General features: G+C 62.8%; 12 protein-coding genes, 1 tRNA gene and 2 pseudogenes. 6 read left to right on the top strand and 9 right to left on the bottom strand.

Translation table 11 applies throughout. From position 1 onward, the window contains the following. Positions 1-99: 99 nt before the first annotated feature. On the bottom strand, positions 100-1,539 hold the full coding sequence (locus tag NKH52_RS26015) for a Ppx/GppA phosphatase family protein (RefSeq protein ID WP_502908118.1): 1,440 nt from the start codon (positions 1,537-1,539) through the stop codon (positions 100-102). A gap of 312 nt (positions 1,540-1,851) precedes the next feature. Between NKH52_RS26015 and NKH52_RS26010 the strand changes: the two genes are divergently transcribed. The 4 genes from NKH52_RS26010 to NKH52_RS25995 all read left to right on the top strand — a co-directional run bounded on the left by NKH52_RS26010 (position 1,852) and on the right by NKH52_RS25995 (position 5,695). After that, positions 1,852-2,784 carry a lysylphosphatidylglycerol synthase domain-containing protein gene (locus NKH52_RS26010; RefSeq protein ID WP_352734870.1) on the top strand — a complete coding sequence of 311 codons (933 nt, stop codon included), beginning with the start codon at positions 1,852-1,854 and terminating at the stop codon, positions 2,782-2,784. 174 nt (positions 2,785-2,958) lie between these two features. Next, a tRNA-Gln gene (locus NKH52_RS26005) sits at positions 2,959-3,032 on the top strand. A 214-nt stretch (positions 3,033-3,246) separates the two neighbouring features. Beyond that, a complete protein-coding gene (locus tag NKH52_RS26000; protein WP_352734885.1) occupies positions 3,247-3,897 on the top strand; it encodes a hypothetical protein in 651 nt (216 codons plus the stop codon). Positions 3,898-4,015: 118 nt separating this feature from the next. Continuing rightward, positions 4,016-5,695 carry a tetratricopeptide repeat protein gene (locus NKH52_RS25995; protein WP_352734868.1) on the top strand — a complete coding sequence of 560 codons (1,680 nt, stop codon included), beginning with the start codon at positions 4,016-4,018 and terminating at the stop codon, positions 5,693-5,695. 569 nt (positions 5,696-6,264) lie between these two features. Here NKH52_RS25995 and NKH52_RS25990 read toward each other — a convergent pair. The 3 genes and pseudogenes from NKH52_RS25990 to NKH52_RS25980 all read right to left on the bottom strand — a co-directional run. Then, a complete protein-coding gene (locus NKH52_RS25990) occupies positions 6,265-6,969 on the bottom strand; it encodes a L,D-transpeptidase (RefSeq protein WP_352734883.1) in 705 nt (234 codons plus the stop codon). A gap of 15 nt (positions 6,970-6,984) precedes the next feature. Further along, positions 6,985-7,074, bottom strand: a pseudogene (locus NKH52_RS25985) (hypothetical protein); the annotation flags it as partial. Continuing rightward, positions 7,032-7,205, bottom strand: a pseudogene (locus tag NKH52_RS25980) (L,D-transpeptidase); the annotation flags it as partial. The pseudogenes NKH52_RS25980 and NKH52_RS25985, both read right to left, overlap by 43 nt. Here NKH52_RS25980 and NKH52_RS25975 point away from each other — a divergent pair. Continuing rightward, on the top strand, positions 7,138-7,293 hold the full coding sequence (locus NKH52_RS25975; protein WP_352734887.1) for a hypothetical protein: 156 nt from the start codon (positions 7,138-7,140) through the stop codon (positions 7,291-7,293). The pseudogene NKH52_RS25980 and the gene NKH52_RS25975 sit on opposite strands and share 68 nt — an antisense overlap. A gap of 69 nt (positions 7,294-7,362) precedes the next feature. Here NKH52_RS25975 and NKH52_RS25970 read toward each other — a convergent pair whose 3' ends face one another. Then, on the bottom strand, positions 7,363-8,049 hold the full coding sequence (locus NKH52_RS25970; protein ID WP_013532294.1) for a D-lyxose/D-mannose family sugar isomerase: 687 nt from the start codon (positions 8,047-8,049) through the stop codon (positions 7,363-7,365). Between the two features lie 191 nt (positions 8,050-8,240). On the opposite strand from NKH52_RS25970, the gene NKH52_RS25965 reads away from it, so the two are divergent. Continuing rightward, positions 8,241-9,299, top strand: coding sequence for a D-TA family PLP-dependent enzyme (locus NKH52_RS25965; protein ID WP_352734879.1), 1,059 nt, complete (start codon positions 8,241-8,243; stop codon positions 9,297-9,299). A 33-nt stretch (positions 9,300-9,332) separates the two neighbouring features. Here NKH52_RS25965 and NKH52_RS25960 read toward each other — a convergent pair whose 3' ends face one another. The 4 genes from NKH52_RS25960 to NKH52_RS25945 all read right to left on the bottom strand — a co-directional run bounded on the left by NKH52_RS25960 (position 9,333) and on the right by NKH52_RS25945 (position 14,601). Continuing rightward, on the bottom strand, positions 9,333-10,874 hold the full coding sequence (locus NKH52_RS25960; protein WP_352968059.1) for a tetratricopeptide repeat-containing sulfotransferase family protein: 1,542 nt from the start codon (positions 10,872-10,874) through the stop codon (positions 9,333-9,335). A 130-nt stretch (positions 10,875-11,004) separates the two neighbouring features. Beyond that, positions 11,005-11,682 carry an outer membrane protein gene (locus NKH52_RS25955; RefSeq protein ID WP_352734866.1) on the bottom strand — a complete coding sequence of 226 codons (678 nt, stop codon included), beginning with the start codon at positions 11,680-11,682 and terminating at the stop codon, positions 11,005-11,007. A 189-nt stretch (positions 11,683-11,871) separates the two neighbouring features. Then, positions 11,872-12,645, bottom strand: coding sequence for a heme ABC transporter permease (locus NKH52_RS25950; protein ID WP_352734864.1), 774 nt, complete (start codon positions 12,643-12,645; stop codon positions 11,872-11,874). A 174-nt stretch (positions 12,646-12,819) separates the two neighbouring features. Continuing rightward, on the bottom strand, positions 12,820-14,601 hold the full coding sequence (locus NKH52_RS25945) for a glucan ABC transporter ATP-binding protein/ permease (RefSeq protein ID WP_127288908.1): 1,782 nt from the start codon (positions 14,599-14,601) through the stop codon (positions 12,820-12,822). Positions 14,602-14,934 lie beyond the last annotated feature (333 nt).

Below are 14,934 nucleotides of genomic sequence, written 5' to 3'. Positions count from 1 at the left end.
CACACCGCCCGCCGCCCCGGCGCCTGGGGCCCCCTCACGTCTCCCCCCCCCCCGCGGCCCCGCGGCCCCCCGCCCCCCCCCGGCGGGGGCGGCGACTGCTCACGCTCTGCCACGCCCATCGTTGCGCCAGACGCCATCATCGGCCATCAGTTCGCTCAAAATACCTTCGCGCAGGCCACGATCGGCGACTCGCAGCCGCTCGGACGGCCACACGGCGCGGATCGCCTCGAGGATAGCACAGCCGGCCAGCACCAGATCGGCGCGATCGGCACCGATGCAAGGATTGGCGCAGCGCTGCTGGAAATCCCAGCCAACCAGTCTTTCGACCATGCGATCGACGCTGTCGCGGTCCATCCACAGCCCATCGACACGGCGGCGATCGTAGCGCTCGAGGTCAAGGTGGACACCGGCCAGCGTCGTCACCGTGCCTGACGTACCCAGCAGATGGAAATTCGGGCTGGCCTTGAGATGGCTCAGCCGATCGCGACCGTCGAAGCTGGCCAGCCGGCCGGCAACGTCGTCGACCATGGCGGCAAAGATCTCGCGCGTCACCGTGCGACCGCCAAAGCGCTCGGCCAGCGAGACGACGCCGACCGGCAGCGACGTCCACGACACGATGTGATTGGCGAGCCTTGGCGAACGGCGGCCTGCGAGATCGATGAGCGCGATTTCGGACGAGCCGCCGCCAATGTCGAACAGGACCACGCCTTGGGTGTCGCGCTCGACCAGCGAGCCGCAGCCGGACACCGCCAGCCGCGCTTCAGTCTGGCGGTCGATGATCTCAAGCTTCAGGCCGGCCTCGCGTTCGACGCGGTCGATGAACTCGACGCCGTTTTCGGCCGTGCGGCAGGCTTCGGTGGCAATCAACCGGGCTTTTCTGATCTTGCGGTTGCGCAATTTGTCGCCGCAGATTTTCAGCGCCTCGACCGCGCGGTCCATCGCCGGCTGGCCGAGCCGGCCATTGGCGGTGAGCCCCTCGCCCAGCCGGACGATGCGAGAAAAAGCGTCGATGACGCGGAACTGGCCATGCCGCGTCGGCACGGCCACCAGCAGCCGGCAATTGTTGGTGCCGAGGTCAAGCGCCGCAAACACCGGAAGCTCCTGGACCGGCGGCCGACGGGCGCTCTGTTCCGGCCGTGGCACTACAGCGGCGGGCGAGGCCACCGATTCCGCCGGTCTGTGGGACTCCGCCGCCGGGACACCGGCTTTGCCCGGCGCCGGCGATCGATTCTCCGTGGGACGTGCCTCGTCGCGCACAAAAACCTTGCGCCCGCGCCTTCGCTTGCGCCGCTTCTTGGGCTTGCCTTTGTGGGGTGCGTCGCCCGCCTGCCCGTCCGCGGAGCGGAGCTCCGTCGGGCGGCGTTGCTGCCAGCTTGCATTCCCCGGGCCAGCCGACCGCTGGGAAGCGCTCGACACGCCCACCTCCGGCGCGCCGGCGCCGGTGTCGTGGTCTTCCACTGTCGTTCCTTCCGGCGCCGCGCGAACCGATGATGGACGCAGCAGGCGCTTCAGTGTTTTAAGTTGCCGCCAGATTAACAGCGCCGCGCCCGATCACCAAGAGCCGCGTGCCGAATTTTGCCGGCAGGCCGCAAACCGCCGTTCCGGTGCCGCCGCGTGATGTATCCGCACGCCGCAGTTGCCGGCGCAACGCCTGCCGGCGTCTCTTTCGGCCGCTCACGCCGGACAAATCTTGCCGGCCGCCGCTGCGACAAGGGTTCGCGGTTGAATAGCCAGCTTCGATGAGGCATTTCTGAAATGAGCGGAAGAATCCGGCACAGCCGGCCTCCCACCAGCCACGAAAAAGGAAGCGGACCCGCAACGCATGGCATTCCGGCAATGAATTGGCAGGCAATGAACTGGAGACGCTATTTCTGGCCGGTTGTCGGCATCGCCGCCGTGATCTTCTCGCTGCTGCTGCTCTGGCACGAACTGCGCGGCGTTTCACTCGACGACGTCTGGGACGGTATCACGGCCATTCCGACCCGGGGTTGGGTACTTGCCGCGCTGTGTTCGGTCATCGCCTATGCCTCGCTTGCCGGCTACGACCACATCGCGCTCCTGCATATCGGCAAGCGCGTGTCGTGGCTGTTCGTCACGCTCTGCTCCTTCACCACCTATGCGCTGTCGCACAACATTGGCGGTTCGGTGTTTTCCGGCGCCGTCATCCGCTACCGCGCCTACGGTACCAGGGGCCTGACCGGACAGGATGTCGGCGTGCTGGTGGCGATCTGCTGGATCACCTTCGTGCTATCGACGATTCTCGCCTCTGGCCTGGTTCTGGTGTTCGAGCCAGAGGTGCTCGACCGGTTTTCCGGCATCGCCCATCACGGCCTGTCGGAAGCGGCCGGTATCGCGATGCTGCTGCTCGTCGCCGCCTATGTCTTCGGCAGCTGGCTGCATCTGCGCCCGCTGAAGATCGCCAGCTTTCAGCTCCACTATCCGGCGCTGCCGATCGTCGCCCGGCAGCTGCTGATCGGCCCGATCGAACTGCTGGCCGCCGCCGCGATCATCTTCTTCGCCCTGCCCGAAGCCCACAATCCCGGCTACTTCGTCATACTGGGCGTCTTCCTCGTCTCCTTCTCGATCGCGCAGATCTCGCACGCGCCGGGCGGGCTCGGCGTCTTCGAGGTGGTGTTTCTCGCCGGCCTGTCGGACATGGATCCGGTCGGCGTGCTGGCGGCGCTGCTGGTGTTCCGGCTGTTCTACCTGATCATCCCGCTGATTCTGGGCCTGGGCGTCGTGCTGTTCTTCGAACGCTCACAGTTCGGCCGGACGGAGCTTTGAGGCGTGGGATTGGACTGGGAGCCGCGCCCCGGCATCTGAAGTGTGGCGTCTGAATCACCTGACGAAACGTGCCATTGAACCACAGAGCAGGCTTGACTATTTTCCGCTGGCGGCTACAAGGCAGCGCTCACAGCGGCTTGCCCGCTGGCCCGCACGGTTCATGACCGCGCCTGCTGGGGAATAGGTTAACGGTAGACCCACGGACTCTGACTCCGTTAGTCCTGGTTCGAATCCAGGTTCCCCAGCCAAAATCCCACAAGCAAACCAATGATTTAGCACGCCAAGTTGGCATCGTTTTCATCTGCATCGCTATGTCAGTTACGCACAGTACCGGGCTTTTACGGGCGCTACCCGCAGTTGCCCGCAATTGAGGCAGGCGAGAATCCCGGAGCGAAAAAGATCGTTGCCGCCGGCGCGTGCTACTCGCTAAGCTTCATGAAGGTTCCAGCACAATGCCGCGTCATGCTCACTGACAGCCAGTACATTTTCGAAAGCATCAAGGAGGGCTGCTTGACGCTCTCCGACGACGAGTTCGTCATCGACAGGCTGGTCAAGTATTTCGGCAATGGGAGAATCCGCTGGCATGTCGAATTCCGTGGGCATCGCATCGAACTGACGACAGGCCAGCTCAAGAAGCAGCCGACTTTCCGCAGGAAGATACTCGAACAGGCTGGCGTGCTGCCGCCCCAGCGTGCCGGGACCGACTACAGGCGATGGGCACTCGATTTGAGGAAGAATGCGGTCGAGCTTCCGTGGCGGGATAGGCCGGTGGACGTCGGTTTCGCCATCGACAGGCTGACCAGCCATGGCGACGGGCGCTGGACGGTCGAATATCAGGGCAAGACCATCAAATTCACGACGACCAAACTCCGCAGGCAGGTGAGTTTCCGCAAACGCATGCTGGCCAAGGCCAAGGTGTTGCCGCCTCAGTTGGACCCGGCTGCCTATCGGAAGTGGATGGACTGGCTCATTCAAAACGCCACTGAAGCTGCTCCGCAGGCCGGCGATGCCCCGATGACGGAAAAAAGCTGGCTGGACGACCTGCCTGAGCTCGCCGGGTGGCAAAACGAAACGCTGGCCAAACGACCAGCCAGAGGTGGCGGAAATATCTGAAAGCAAAGCAGCAATGGCACTTGTTGCGTTTGCCACGCTTGCGGATTTCGGCACACATTGAGGGCGAAGGGCCTTGCGACAGCTTGGGTCGCACCCCACAGGATTTGAGTGAGACCCCATGGACCGCTTCGACCTCGGCACCTACCGCCGCCCCATCTCCACTCGCTCGGCAGAAACCCAGCGTTGGTTCGATATTGGCCTCAACTGGTGCTACGGCTTCAACCATGAGGAAGGCATCAAGTGTTTTCAGAAGGCGCTCGAAACAGATCCTGAATGTCCAATGGTGCATTGGGGCATCGCCTATGCTGCCGGCCCTTTCTACAATCTGACCTGGAAGGAGCATGGCGCGGCCGAGGCCGACAGCGTGACCAGGCGCTGCTTCGAGCATGTCCAGCTGGCGCGTGCCAATACGGCTTCCGCCAGTGAGGTCGAGAAGCGGCTGATCGAGGCGCTGGCCGCCCGCTTCCAGAAACCGCATCGGGTGCCACTGCCGGAATTCGAGCAGTGGGATGACGCCTACGCCGCCGAGATGCGCCGAGTATACAGGGACTTTCCCGACGACCATGATGTGATGGCACTGCTGGTCGAAGCGCTGATGATGCGCACGGTGCGGCGGCTGTGGAACCTCAAGACCGGCGCGCCGGCGCCGAATTCCGATGTCGTCGAGGCGCTCGAGGTCTGCGAGCGGTCGATCCGGCTTGCCGATGCGGCCGGCGCAGCACAACATCCGGCGATCGTCCACCTGCACATCCACCTCCTGGAAATGTCCACCATGCCGGAGCGCGGCATGCGGTCAGCGGATCTGCTCGGCGAAATGTGTCCCGATGCCGGGCATATGAACCACATGCCGGGGCACATCTATGTGCTGTGCGGCGAGTATGAGAAGGCGAAGCTGGCCAGCGAGAAGGCGGTGCGCGCCAACGACCTCTATCTCGCCTATGCCGACGAGCCGACCTACTATTTGCTGGGCTGCTGCCACGATCTGCACCTGATGATGTTCACCTGCATGTTGTCGGGCCAGTACCGGCCTGCACTGTGGGCCGCCGATAGAGTGCGCAGCCTGGTCACGCGCGAGGTGGTCGCCATCCAGGGCCGGCCCAAGCTCACGCAGACGGTGGAAGGCTACCATGCGATGAAATCGCATGTGCAGGTGCGCTTCGGCCGCTGGCAGGAGATCATCGACGAACCGGCGACCGCGGAGCCGGGCCTCTATGTGCTGACGGCGGCCATGCAGCGCTACGCCAAGGGTGTGGCGCATGCGACGCTTGGGCAATTTGCTGAAGCCGAGCGCGAGCGCGAAGAGTTCCATCGGCATCTGAAAGGCATTGCGCCCGAGCGGCGCTTCCTCAGCAATCCGACGCAAGCCTCGCTGGCTGTCGGTGCCGCCCTGCTCGACGGCGAGCTGGCGTACCACCAGGGCCGGCATGAGGAGGCGTACGGCCATTTGCGGCAGGCGGTCGAGCTTGACGACAATTTGTCCTACACCGAGCCGTGGGCGTGGATGCACCCGCCGCGCCATGCGCTGGCGGCGCTGCTTCTCGACCAGGGCCACTCTGCAGAAGCAGAGCAGGTCTATCGCGACGATCTGGGCCTGAGCGGCACGGTGCAGCGCTGCGCCCAGCACCCGAACAATGTCTGGGCATTGCACGGTCTGGTGGAATGCCTGAAACGGCGCGGCGAGACTGATGAATTGGCGACATTGCAGACAAGCCTTGCCGCGGCGATGGCCAAGGCGGATGTGCCGATCACCTCGTCCTGCCTGTGCAGACCGAGCGCGCAGCAAGGCTGCTGTCACTGACGCGAAGTCAGCCTGTCGCCACTGTTGCGGCCGATCGGCTCGCCAAACAAATTGTCGGCCGATCATCGTTGGCGCTGGAAACCTCGCCGCCCGGTCGTGTCACCTGCCGATCGGCCAAGGCTCCATGCTGCGTCGTTCCACGCCTTCCTCGATCAGCACGGAGCAGTCTATCTCATCGTGAAGTTGGGCGTTCGGGTCAGACGAAAGCCAGGAAGCATAGGACCGAAGCTGCTTGAGCCTTGCTGTTTTCTCAAGCCGTGCCTGGCGCTCATCCTCGGCTGGTTGAGCCGGTCTTTTGTTCTTCTGGGCAGGAAATTGCATCCTGGCTCTCCTCGATCACCGAGCCTATGGAGACAGACGCTCAATGGGACCTTGGCCTATTGCCAACACAGGCGCTGACGAGAGTCGCCATCCATCTTGATGATGGCGGACCCTTATCAACAATGCACCCGCGCCACCGCCGGGTGCTCTTGGTCCGGGTTCGCTGCGGCTCATCGGCACTCGGCAGCCGGACTCAGATGCAGGGGAATGGAACCAGATCGGCCGTGCGACGTCATAGAAGCAGGTGCTCATACAGGAGTGTGACGTCCATGATCAGGCTCGTTCTTGCCGCTGCCGCCATGCTCGTCATGGCATGCGGCGCAACGGCGGCGGCAAAACTGGACGCGGCCACCGTCAACAACGCCCAATTTGACGGCAGCGAAGCGAAAGGCGTCAGTGCGACCGTGCTGAAGGCGCAAATCCTCCTGGATCGTGCACGCTTCTCGCCAGGCCCCCTTGAAGGCAAACTCTGGATCGTAGTGATAGGTTGGGTGGCGTACCACGCGTTTGACCTCTGCCTCGCCACTCGGCGCGGGCTTCTCCTGGCTCCCGATCGAGGCGGGGTACGTCGCAAGCACTTTGCCGGAAGGGTCGAGCACGCGAACCTGGCGAGCGCTCTTGTCGACCTCGACGTTCCCAATGTCTTGCGGCGGATCACCTCGGGCGACAGCTGGCACCAGCAGCTTTTGCCCCGCCTTTCTGAAGCCGATGCCGGGATTGAGCCGTTCAAGCAGCTGCTCGCTGATGTGGAAGCGCTCCGCCATCTTTTCCAAGGCATTGTGATAGGCGAGCCGGGGCAGGCGGGCCATCCTCTCCATGCGCGCCGGAATTCGCTTGGTGAACGGTCCACGCACATCCTTGCGCGTCAACTCGTAGGTCTCAAGCGCAGGGCGCGAGGAGGTCGCGACCAGCTTGTCCCATGTCTCGCGGGTAAGCTTGCCGTCGGCAGGCAATCCGTTGGCCGCTTGAAACGCACTGACTGCCCGGGTGAAGTTCTCTGCTTGGCGGCCGTCGATTAGGCGAGGTCTTCGGCATCCCAGTTGGTCAGCCTGATGCAACCATGCGAGAAGGTCTTTCCGATCTTGCCTGGGTCCGGCGCCCCGTGAATGCCATAACTATCGATGGACAAATCGATCCAGACCGATCCCACCGGATTGTTTGGTCCGGCAGCGATCGTGAAGGGGCGCTTGGTCTTCACCGCCTCCGAAGTGCAAAAAGGCACAAAGGTCGTCTTCAAGGACGAAGCGGCAGGATCGGTCGAACAAGGATCGCAGTAGGTAGGCGCTACCGGCTAACCCGCTTTCGATCGTGGGGCTGGCGTCACCGAAGGCATGGGGCGGCGCCCCCTACCCCAGCCACTTCTCATAGTCGGACACCAGCAGGTGGATCGGGGCAACGTCTTCGTCGATGTTGGAAAAACGGCCGATCGGTTCGCGAAACACATTGTCGGTGAGATCGTCATTGACGGTCGAGACCTCGCCGATCAGCACGTCCTTGCCCTCGGCCCAGAAGGCATGCCAGACGCCGGGCAGCAGCGTGACGCTCTGGCCCGGATCGAGCTTCAGGAGCCCACCCGCAGGCAGCCTGTGGATGGTTCCGTCGACCGGCACCGAAACCTCCGCCTTGGGATCGATGCCGCCGTCGCGGTCGTGCATGAACAGTTCCAGCACCAGCTTGCCGCCGCCACGGTTGATGATGTCCTCGGCCTTGATGTTGTGGCGGTGCATCGGCGACAGCTGATCCTTGCGCGAGATCATGATCTTCTCGGCATAGAGCATGCCCATGCCCTTCTTCATGTCCTCGTAGCGGCCGTTGCGAACGGTGAACAGGAACAGGCCGAGTTCCCTGAATTTCTCTTGCCCGTAATCGGTGATGTCCCAGCCAAGCCGCGAGGTGAATACGGCCGACGAGTCGACCTGACGCGCCTTCGCCTCCTGCGGCGACCAATAGGCGAAGGGCGGCATGATGTAGCCGAACGAGCGGATGAAAGCGTCGGCTTCGCGGATGATGTCGTTGATGGCAGAGCGCTTCATGATCATGATCCCTTCGTATCGATTTGTCTGGCAAATCGCATAGCCGAACGTCGATGCGGTGTCGATCCACCTCGCCGTCCTGTCCGGCGTTGCGCTTAGGCGCATGGACCACAGATCCGCTTCGCTGGCCGCGTGACATCACGGATTTTCAGGGCCATAAAACCCGCGGATTCCTCATGGGGTGAAAGATGATGTCGACCGTTCACGATCTCGATACGCCATCCATCCTGATCGACACCGCGCGCGCGGAAGCCAACATTGCCCGCGCCCAGGCGCATGCCGACAAGAACGGGCTGAAGCTCAGGCCGCATATCAAGACGCACAAATTGCCCTACTGGGCGAAGAAGCAGGTGGCGGCCGGCGCCGTCGGCATCACCTGCCAGAAGATTGGCGAGGCCGAGGTGATGGCGGATGCCGGGCTGACCGATATTTTTCTTCCCTACAACATCCTTGGGCGCGCCAAGCTGGAGCGGCTTCTGGGGCTGCACGGGCGCGTCACCCTGTCGGTGACGGCGGACAGCATGGAGACGCTCGGAGGGCTGGCAACCACCTTCACCGATGCCGGTCATCGCTTGCAGGTGCTGGTCGAATGCGACACCGGCATGGGCCGCTGCGGCGTGCAGTCGGCTGATGAAGCGGTCGCGCTGGCAAGACAGATCGACAGAGCCGGCGGCCTCGCCTTCGGCGGACTGATGACCTACCCGGCCGCCGGGCGGGCAGCGGAGGCCGAAGCCTGGCTCACCGAGGCCAAGCAGGCACTTGCCGCGTCGGGCCTCGCCTGCGAACGCATCTCCAGCGGCGGCACGCCGGATATGTGGCGCTCCAGCGATACATCTGTTGTCACGGAGTATCGTCCAGGCACCTACATCTATCTCGACCGCTATCAAGTCGCCAAAGGCGTCGGCGGCCTCGACGACTGCGCGCTGACGGTGCTGTCGACGGTGGTCAGCCATCCCACAGCGACGCGCGCTATCCTCGATGCCGGCAGCAAGGCGCTGTCCAGCGATACGCTGGGTCTCGCCGATTTCGGCGAGTTGCTCGGCGTGTCGGGAGCGCGGGTGACGGGCCTGAGCGAGGAGCACGGCACCGTCACGCTTTCGGGCGACGGCAGGCTGCGCATCGGCGAGCGCGTGCGTGTCGTGCCCGACCATTGCTGCGTCGTCACCAACCTGTTCAACGAGGTCAATCTGGTCGACGGCGACAAGGTGCTGGAAACGCTCCCGGTGGCGGCGCGCGGAATGATGGGATGAGACCAACGCGCCCGAACCGAACGCCAGATGCACTCAGCGTTGAAGAACTGGACCCAGCGCGGCTTTCAATGGATCGAGGGCATCGCCGTAGAGTTTCCAACGTTCGACCGAGGACGAATAGATCGGCTGGCGCACCTGCCAGCGGCTCGGCGTCCGCACCGTGCGCTCGGTTTCGTTGAAACGCAGGCAGCCATCGTCCCATTCAACTCCGAGAAATCCAATCAGCCCACGCGCGCGGTTTTCGAAATCGGCCACCGTTTCTTCGTAGGGCATGTCGTGAATGGGCAAGGGAATGACCTCGGCCCAACGGCGCATCAAGCGATCGTATTGCCGGTAATACAGCCCAAGCTTGGTCAAATCGGCATTGTAGCCGTGCGCCTCGGAGAAATTATGCATGAAACAGGACGCGCAATTGTCCATCGGGTCGCGCCGGCAATGGATGATGCGGGCATTTGGCAAGATGAGGCTGATGAAGGCCAGCATTTCGAAATTATGCGGCATCTTGTCGACGACCAGCCGCGCCTTGCTGTTGCGCCTGTTGAGATCGTCAAGATATTTCGAGCCAAGCTCTTTCGCCTTGGCCGGAGTGAGCGCCGCAATGGCCTTGGTGAAGACAGCCGGATCGAGTTTGTCGAACCCGAGTTCACCGGCCAACGAGCGAATGGTCGATAGTTCGCCGGCGCCATGGATATCGCGATGACTGGCGCATATCTGCTCGGTCAGCGTCGTTCCCGACCGTGGCATACCGACGATGAAGACCGGGCGTCTCGACGGATTTCCCAATTTCGGCCGCGCCGCGAAGAAGTCGGCATCGAAAGTGTCGATGAAGCTGTCGTAAAGCTGGGTGTGCCGGTCGATGTCGAAGTCATTGCCGGAAATTGCCTTGGCCTGCGCGAAATGGCGGATTGCCAGGCGATACTCGCGCAGATCGTTGAGCATCTTGCCAGCGGCATGGTGCAGCACCACCCGCTCGCGATCGGTTGTCATGGGCAATTCCAGGCGAGCCCGTATTAGAGGCAGCGCTGGATCGTCCTTGACCGCCTTGCGCGCCAGCGCCATTCCGGCCAGCGCCTCGACATGGCTCGGGTCGATGGCAAGCGCGCGGCCAAAACATTCGACCGCCTCGGCCTGCCGGCCGATATCGGTAAGCAGATCGCCCATGCCGACAAGGGCCGTCAGCGATTGGCTGTCGACCGCCAGCGCCCGGCGATAGAAACCTTCGGCGACGTCGCCCTCGAGCTGACTGCGGTAAGACCGGCCGAGATTGCACAAGGCTTCGATGAGCCGGCCGTCAAGCGCGATCGCCTTCTTTAGATGTTTGCGGGCGCGCTCGATGTCGCCGGTGACATTGTAGGCGTTGCCGAGGTTGTTGCGGAAGATGGCATTGTCCGGCTCGAGCTTGACCGCCCTTTCCATATAGGCAATGGCGGCGTCATGATGCTCGGCCTCGATGGCCAGAGTGCCCATCAAATTCAGCGCCATGGCATTTTTGGGCTGCGTGCGAAGCACCGTCTGGTAGCAGAACTCGGCCTCGCGAAAACGCTTGCGCCGCTGCAAGTCGATGCCGCGCTGCAATGTCCGTTCCGCCGGTTCACCGGCTGTCGGAAGAGAGGCTGGGATCATTGCCGGCAGACCCAAGGGCTGCCGGCGTGGCAAGAGCGGCATCCGTCAAATCCCGGTCGCGGGCTGCGACACGCCGAACAAATCAGAACTTGAGCGTCACGCCAACCTGAACATTGTGCGAATACAGCTTGGCCTTCTCATACGTGCCGCTACCGTCATTGTCGTCCAGATCGACGCCGGTCACCGCCTTGAAGCGGTAGCCGAAATCAATGTCGACATTCTGCGTCAGCGCGTAGGTGACGCCGGCCCCCACCTGGCCCGCGAAACCCCAGCCGCCGGATCCATAGCCATACGAAGCGCCATCAAAGTGAGTATCGGCGGTAACATAGGCGGCGCCGATGCCGCCGCCGACATAGAGCTTGGCATCGCCGAAATGCGCGACATCGGCCCAGACATTGGCGAGAAGATAGGTGGCCGACAAATTGCCGGAAGCGGGGCCGGAATCCGCGTCAAAGGGGCCGCTGTAGCTATACCCACTTGCCTTGTAGCGCGCATAGGACAGTTCGCCTTCGACACGGAACGTATCATTGATCCGCCGACCGACAGCGCCGCCGATCACGAACCCGGTCTTAAGATCAACCGAATAACCGTAGTCGTAGAAATCCGTTTTCACATGATTGGGAAAGCTGGCACCGCCAAACAGCGTGACATACCAGAGATCTTCGGCCCTCGGAACATCGACGGCATCGGCCGCGTGAGCGGAACTCCAGCCGAGACCCAAGGCAATCACCGACGCACCGGCCAAAAGACGTAATTTCACGACAGAATCCCCTCGCAAGACGTAAACCCAGGAAACCTTGGCTTGAGGGGAGGACAACGTCAAGGACAACAGGCCAAAGTCCGGCCCTTTGGAAACCCCTGTTGCAATGCAGCAACATAGCAGAAACTGCTAATAACACTTAGAGGCATATCACGACCGCCGCGCTCATCATTCGGCGCCGAGGCAAGATCAGCGCATCGCCAAATCGCGCTTGTCGGCCTGCCGTGCCGCAACCCTGCGCATGACAATCACCCTGCGGCGGCGGATTTCGGTGCGCATCGCCATCAGGTGCAGCGCGAAGAACAGCACGGTAAAGCCGAGCGCCATCACCAGAAGCGGCCATAGCAGGCTGGAGTCGATGGTCGAACCGCCCATGCGGAACACCGAAGCCGGCTGATGCAGCGTGTTCCACCAGTCGACCGAGAACTTGATGATCGGGATGTTGATGAAGCCGACCAGCGTGATGATGGCGGCGGCCCAGGCGGCGCGGCTGGCATCGTCGAGCGCGCGGGTCAGCGCGATGATGCCGAGATACATCAGGAACAGCACGAAGACCGAGGTCAGCCGGGCATCCCAGACCCACCAGGTGCCCCACATCGGCTTGCCCCAGATCGAACCGGTGATCAGCGCCAGCGCGGTGAAGACGGCGCCGATGGGGGCTGCGGATTTCAGCGCAACATCTGCCAGCGGGTGCCGCCAGACAAGCGTGCCCAGCGCCGAGACCGCCATCAGCGTGTAGCACATCATGGCCAGCCAGGCGAAAGGCACGTGGATGTACATGATGCGGACGGTTATGCCCTGCTGGAAATCCTCAGGCGCGGCGAAGCTCATATAGAGCCCGACGGCGAGGATGAGTGTGGCGATCGTGGCCAGCCATGGCACGACCTTGTCCGCCAGCCCGACGAAGCGCGTCGGGTTGGCGAGATCCATCCAGCCGGTCAGGCGTGAAGTCGTGTCGCTCATGCGTTTCTACATAAACCGCCGCGGCGTTCGGGGCAATCGAGCGGTGGTGTCGCAGGTCTTCTTACCCTCCCCCTTGTGGGGAGCGAAGCAGCAGGGTGGGGGAGCGGCGATGGCGCCCGTACCCACCCGGACCTACGGTCCGACCTCCCACAAGGGGAGGTAGAAGAAAGAAGCTCAGGCGGCTGCTTCCTGCTGTTGCAGCACGGTGCGGCTGAGGCGGCGAACCTCCTCGTCGTTGAGCAGGCCGCCGGCGCGCAGCAGGCTGGCAAAGCGGCCATTGCGCAGCGACAGCTCGGTGAAGCCGCCCATCTCGACCACCCTGCCCTTGTCCATGAACACGACCAGATCGGCGTCGCGAACGGTGGTCAGGCGGTGGGCGATGATGAAGGTCGTGCGGTCGCGGCGCAACTCGTCGATCGCTTCCTTGACGCGGTCCTCGGTCTCGACGTCCAGCGCGCTGGTCGCCTCGTCGAGCACCAGGATCGGTGCATCCTTCAGCACGGCGCGGGCAATGGCGATGCGCTGACGCTCGCCGCCCGACAGCTGGCCGCCACGTTCGCCAACCACCGTGTCGTAGCCATTGCTCTTGGACAGGATGAAGTCCTGTGCGGCAGCCGCATTGGCGGCGGCATGGATCTCGTCATTGCTTGCATCGGCGCGGCCAACACGGATGTTGTCCTCGATCGAGCGGTTGAGCAGCCCGGCATCCTGGAACACGGTGGCGATCGAATGGCGCACCGACTTGCGGGTCACGGTACGGGTGTCGATGCCGTCGATCAGGATACGGCCATGGGACGGCGAGAAGACACGCTGCAGCAGGTTGATGAGCGTGGTCTTGCCGGCGCCCGTCGGGCCCACAATGGCGACGGTCTGGCCCGCCTGCACCTCGAAGGACACGTCGTCGATGCCTTGGCCGGAATTGGCGAACTCAAAGCCGACATTCTCGAAGCGGACATGGCCGGTGACGTTGGCAAGATCGCGCAAGCCGTCCGGCTCGGCGGCATCAGCCGCGGAGTCCTCGAGATGGTAGAAATCCTCAAGCTTGGCACGGGCCTCCGAAATCTGGTTGGCGAAAGCCGACATCTGGTCGAGGCGAGCGATCAGCATCGTGGCAAAACCGGTGAAGGCAATGACGTCGCCGACACCCAACTGACCATGAGTGACGAGATAGGAGCCGATCGACAACACGATCAGCATCGAAATTGCCGATGACAGACGGTGCAAGGCATTGGCCAGCGCCCACCAGTCGAGCACGGGGTTCTGCGCGTCGAGCAGGTTCTTGACGTAGCGCCGCAGCGTATCGGCCTCGTGGCCGAGGCGATTGTAGCTCTGCAGCACCGCAACGTTGCTGACCGAGTCGGTCACATGCGCGAACACCTTGTGGTAGTGACGCTCGACCGCAGCCTGGCCCGCCTTGGTGCGGCGCATGACCATCCGGCCGATGCCGACATAAAGCAGCCCGAGGCCAAGCAGCACCAGCGACATGCGCAGGTCCATGCTGATCGCGGTCGGAACCAGCAGCACGAGGGCGACAGCCGTGGACAGATGCTGGCGCATGAATTCGAGCCAAAGGCTGAACAGGGTTTCGACGGCGCGCAGCATCGTGTGCAGCGCATTGGAGGTGCCGTGCTGATGGTGCCAGGCGAGCGGCATGGTGATCACGCGCTCGAAGGACTGGCACAGCACTTCGCTGCGCCGAGCATGGGCGAAGCGGTCAGCGCCGCGCGCCACCATGACGAAAGCAACGATGTTGAAGGCGCCGAGACCGGCCCACATGACCAGCGTGGTGAAGACAGAGCCACGCTCGGAGATGGCGCCGATGACGCGACCGAACATAATCGGCTCGAGAAGCGCTACGATGGCGAGAGCCACGTTGGCCGAACAGATCAACGCAACGCGCTTCCTGTCCGCGGCGAGATAACCGAGAGCTCGCCAGTAGATTTGCAGAAGGGTCACCCCAGTTACTCCGCCACGCTGTTTATTGTGCACTGCATCATTTGACTCGTACCGGTTGATACGTCGCAAAACAATGGCCGTGTACCCCTTCAGTTCCTTTAGAGCGAACAAAAGATGGCGACGTTCCGAAATCTGCCGTGATCACCTAACGGTTTGAGAAGACAGGTAAAATGTCAGGCATGCGGCGAAATCATGGCAGTTGGCACGTGCTGCCACAATTTTAATCAGCAACAATGTCGGGCGGATGACTAAGGCCGAAATCGTCTTCCTCGAAGTATAGAGCGAAACAAAGCTGCAGGGCGCCCCGCCAAGTGAAGGGAGGCCAAACTCTCA

It is taken from the genome of Mesorhizobium sp. M1066, from assembly GCF_040318635.1.
Classification (GTDB): domain Bacteria; phylum Pseudomonadota; class Alphaproteobacteria; order Rhizobiales; family Rhizobiaceae; genus Mesorhizobium.
This window is presented reverse-complemented; position numbering and strand designations above follow the sequence as displayed.

Bases quoted from the DNA above. Each gene is read 5' to 3' on its own strand.
- NKH52_RS26010 (WP_352734870.1), top strand. From the start codon at position 1,852: ATGAACTGGAGACGCTATTTCTGGCCGGTTGTCGGCATCGCCGCCGTG.
- NKH52_RS26000 (WP_352734885.1), top strand. From the start codon at position 3,247: ATGCTCACTGACAGCCAGTACATTTTCGAAAGCATCAAGGAGGGCTGC.
- NKH52_RS25995 (WP_352734868.1), top strand. From the start codon at position 4,016: ATGGACCGCTTCGACCTCGGCACCTACCGCCGCCCCATCTCCACTCGC.
- NKH52_RS25975 (WP_352734887.1), top strand. From the start codon at position 7,138: ATGGACAAATCGATCCAGACCGATCCCACCGGATTGTTTGGTCCGGCA.
- NKH52_RS25970 (WP_013532294.1), bottom strand. From the start codon at position 8,049: ATGAAGCGCTCTGCCATCAACGACATCATCCGCGAAGCCGACGCTTTC.
- NKH52_RS25965 (WP_352734879.1), top strand. From the start codon at position 8,241: ATGTCGACCGTTCACGATCTCGATACGCCATCCATCCTGATCGACACC.
- NKH52_RS25950 (WP_352734864.1), bottom strand. From the start codon at position 12,645: ATGAGCGACACGACTTCACGCCTGACCGGCTGGATGGATCTCGCCAAC.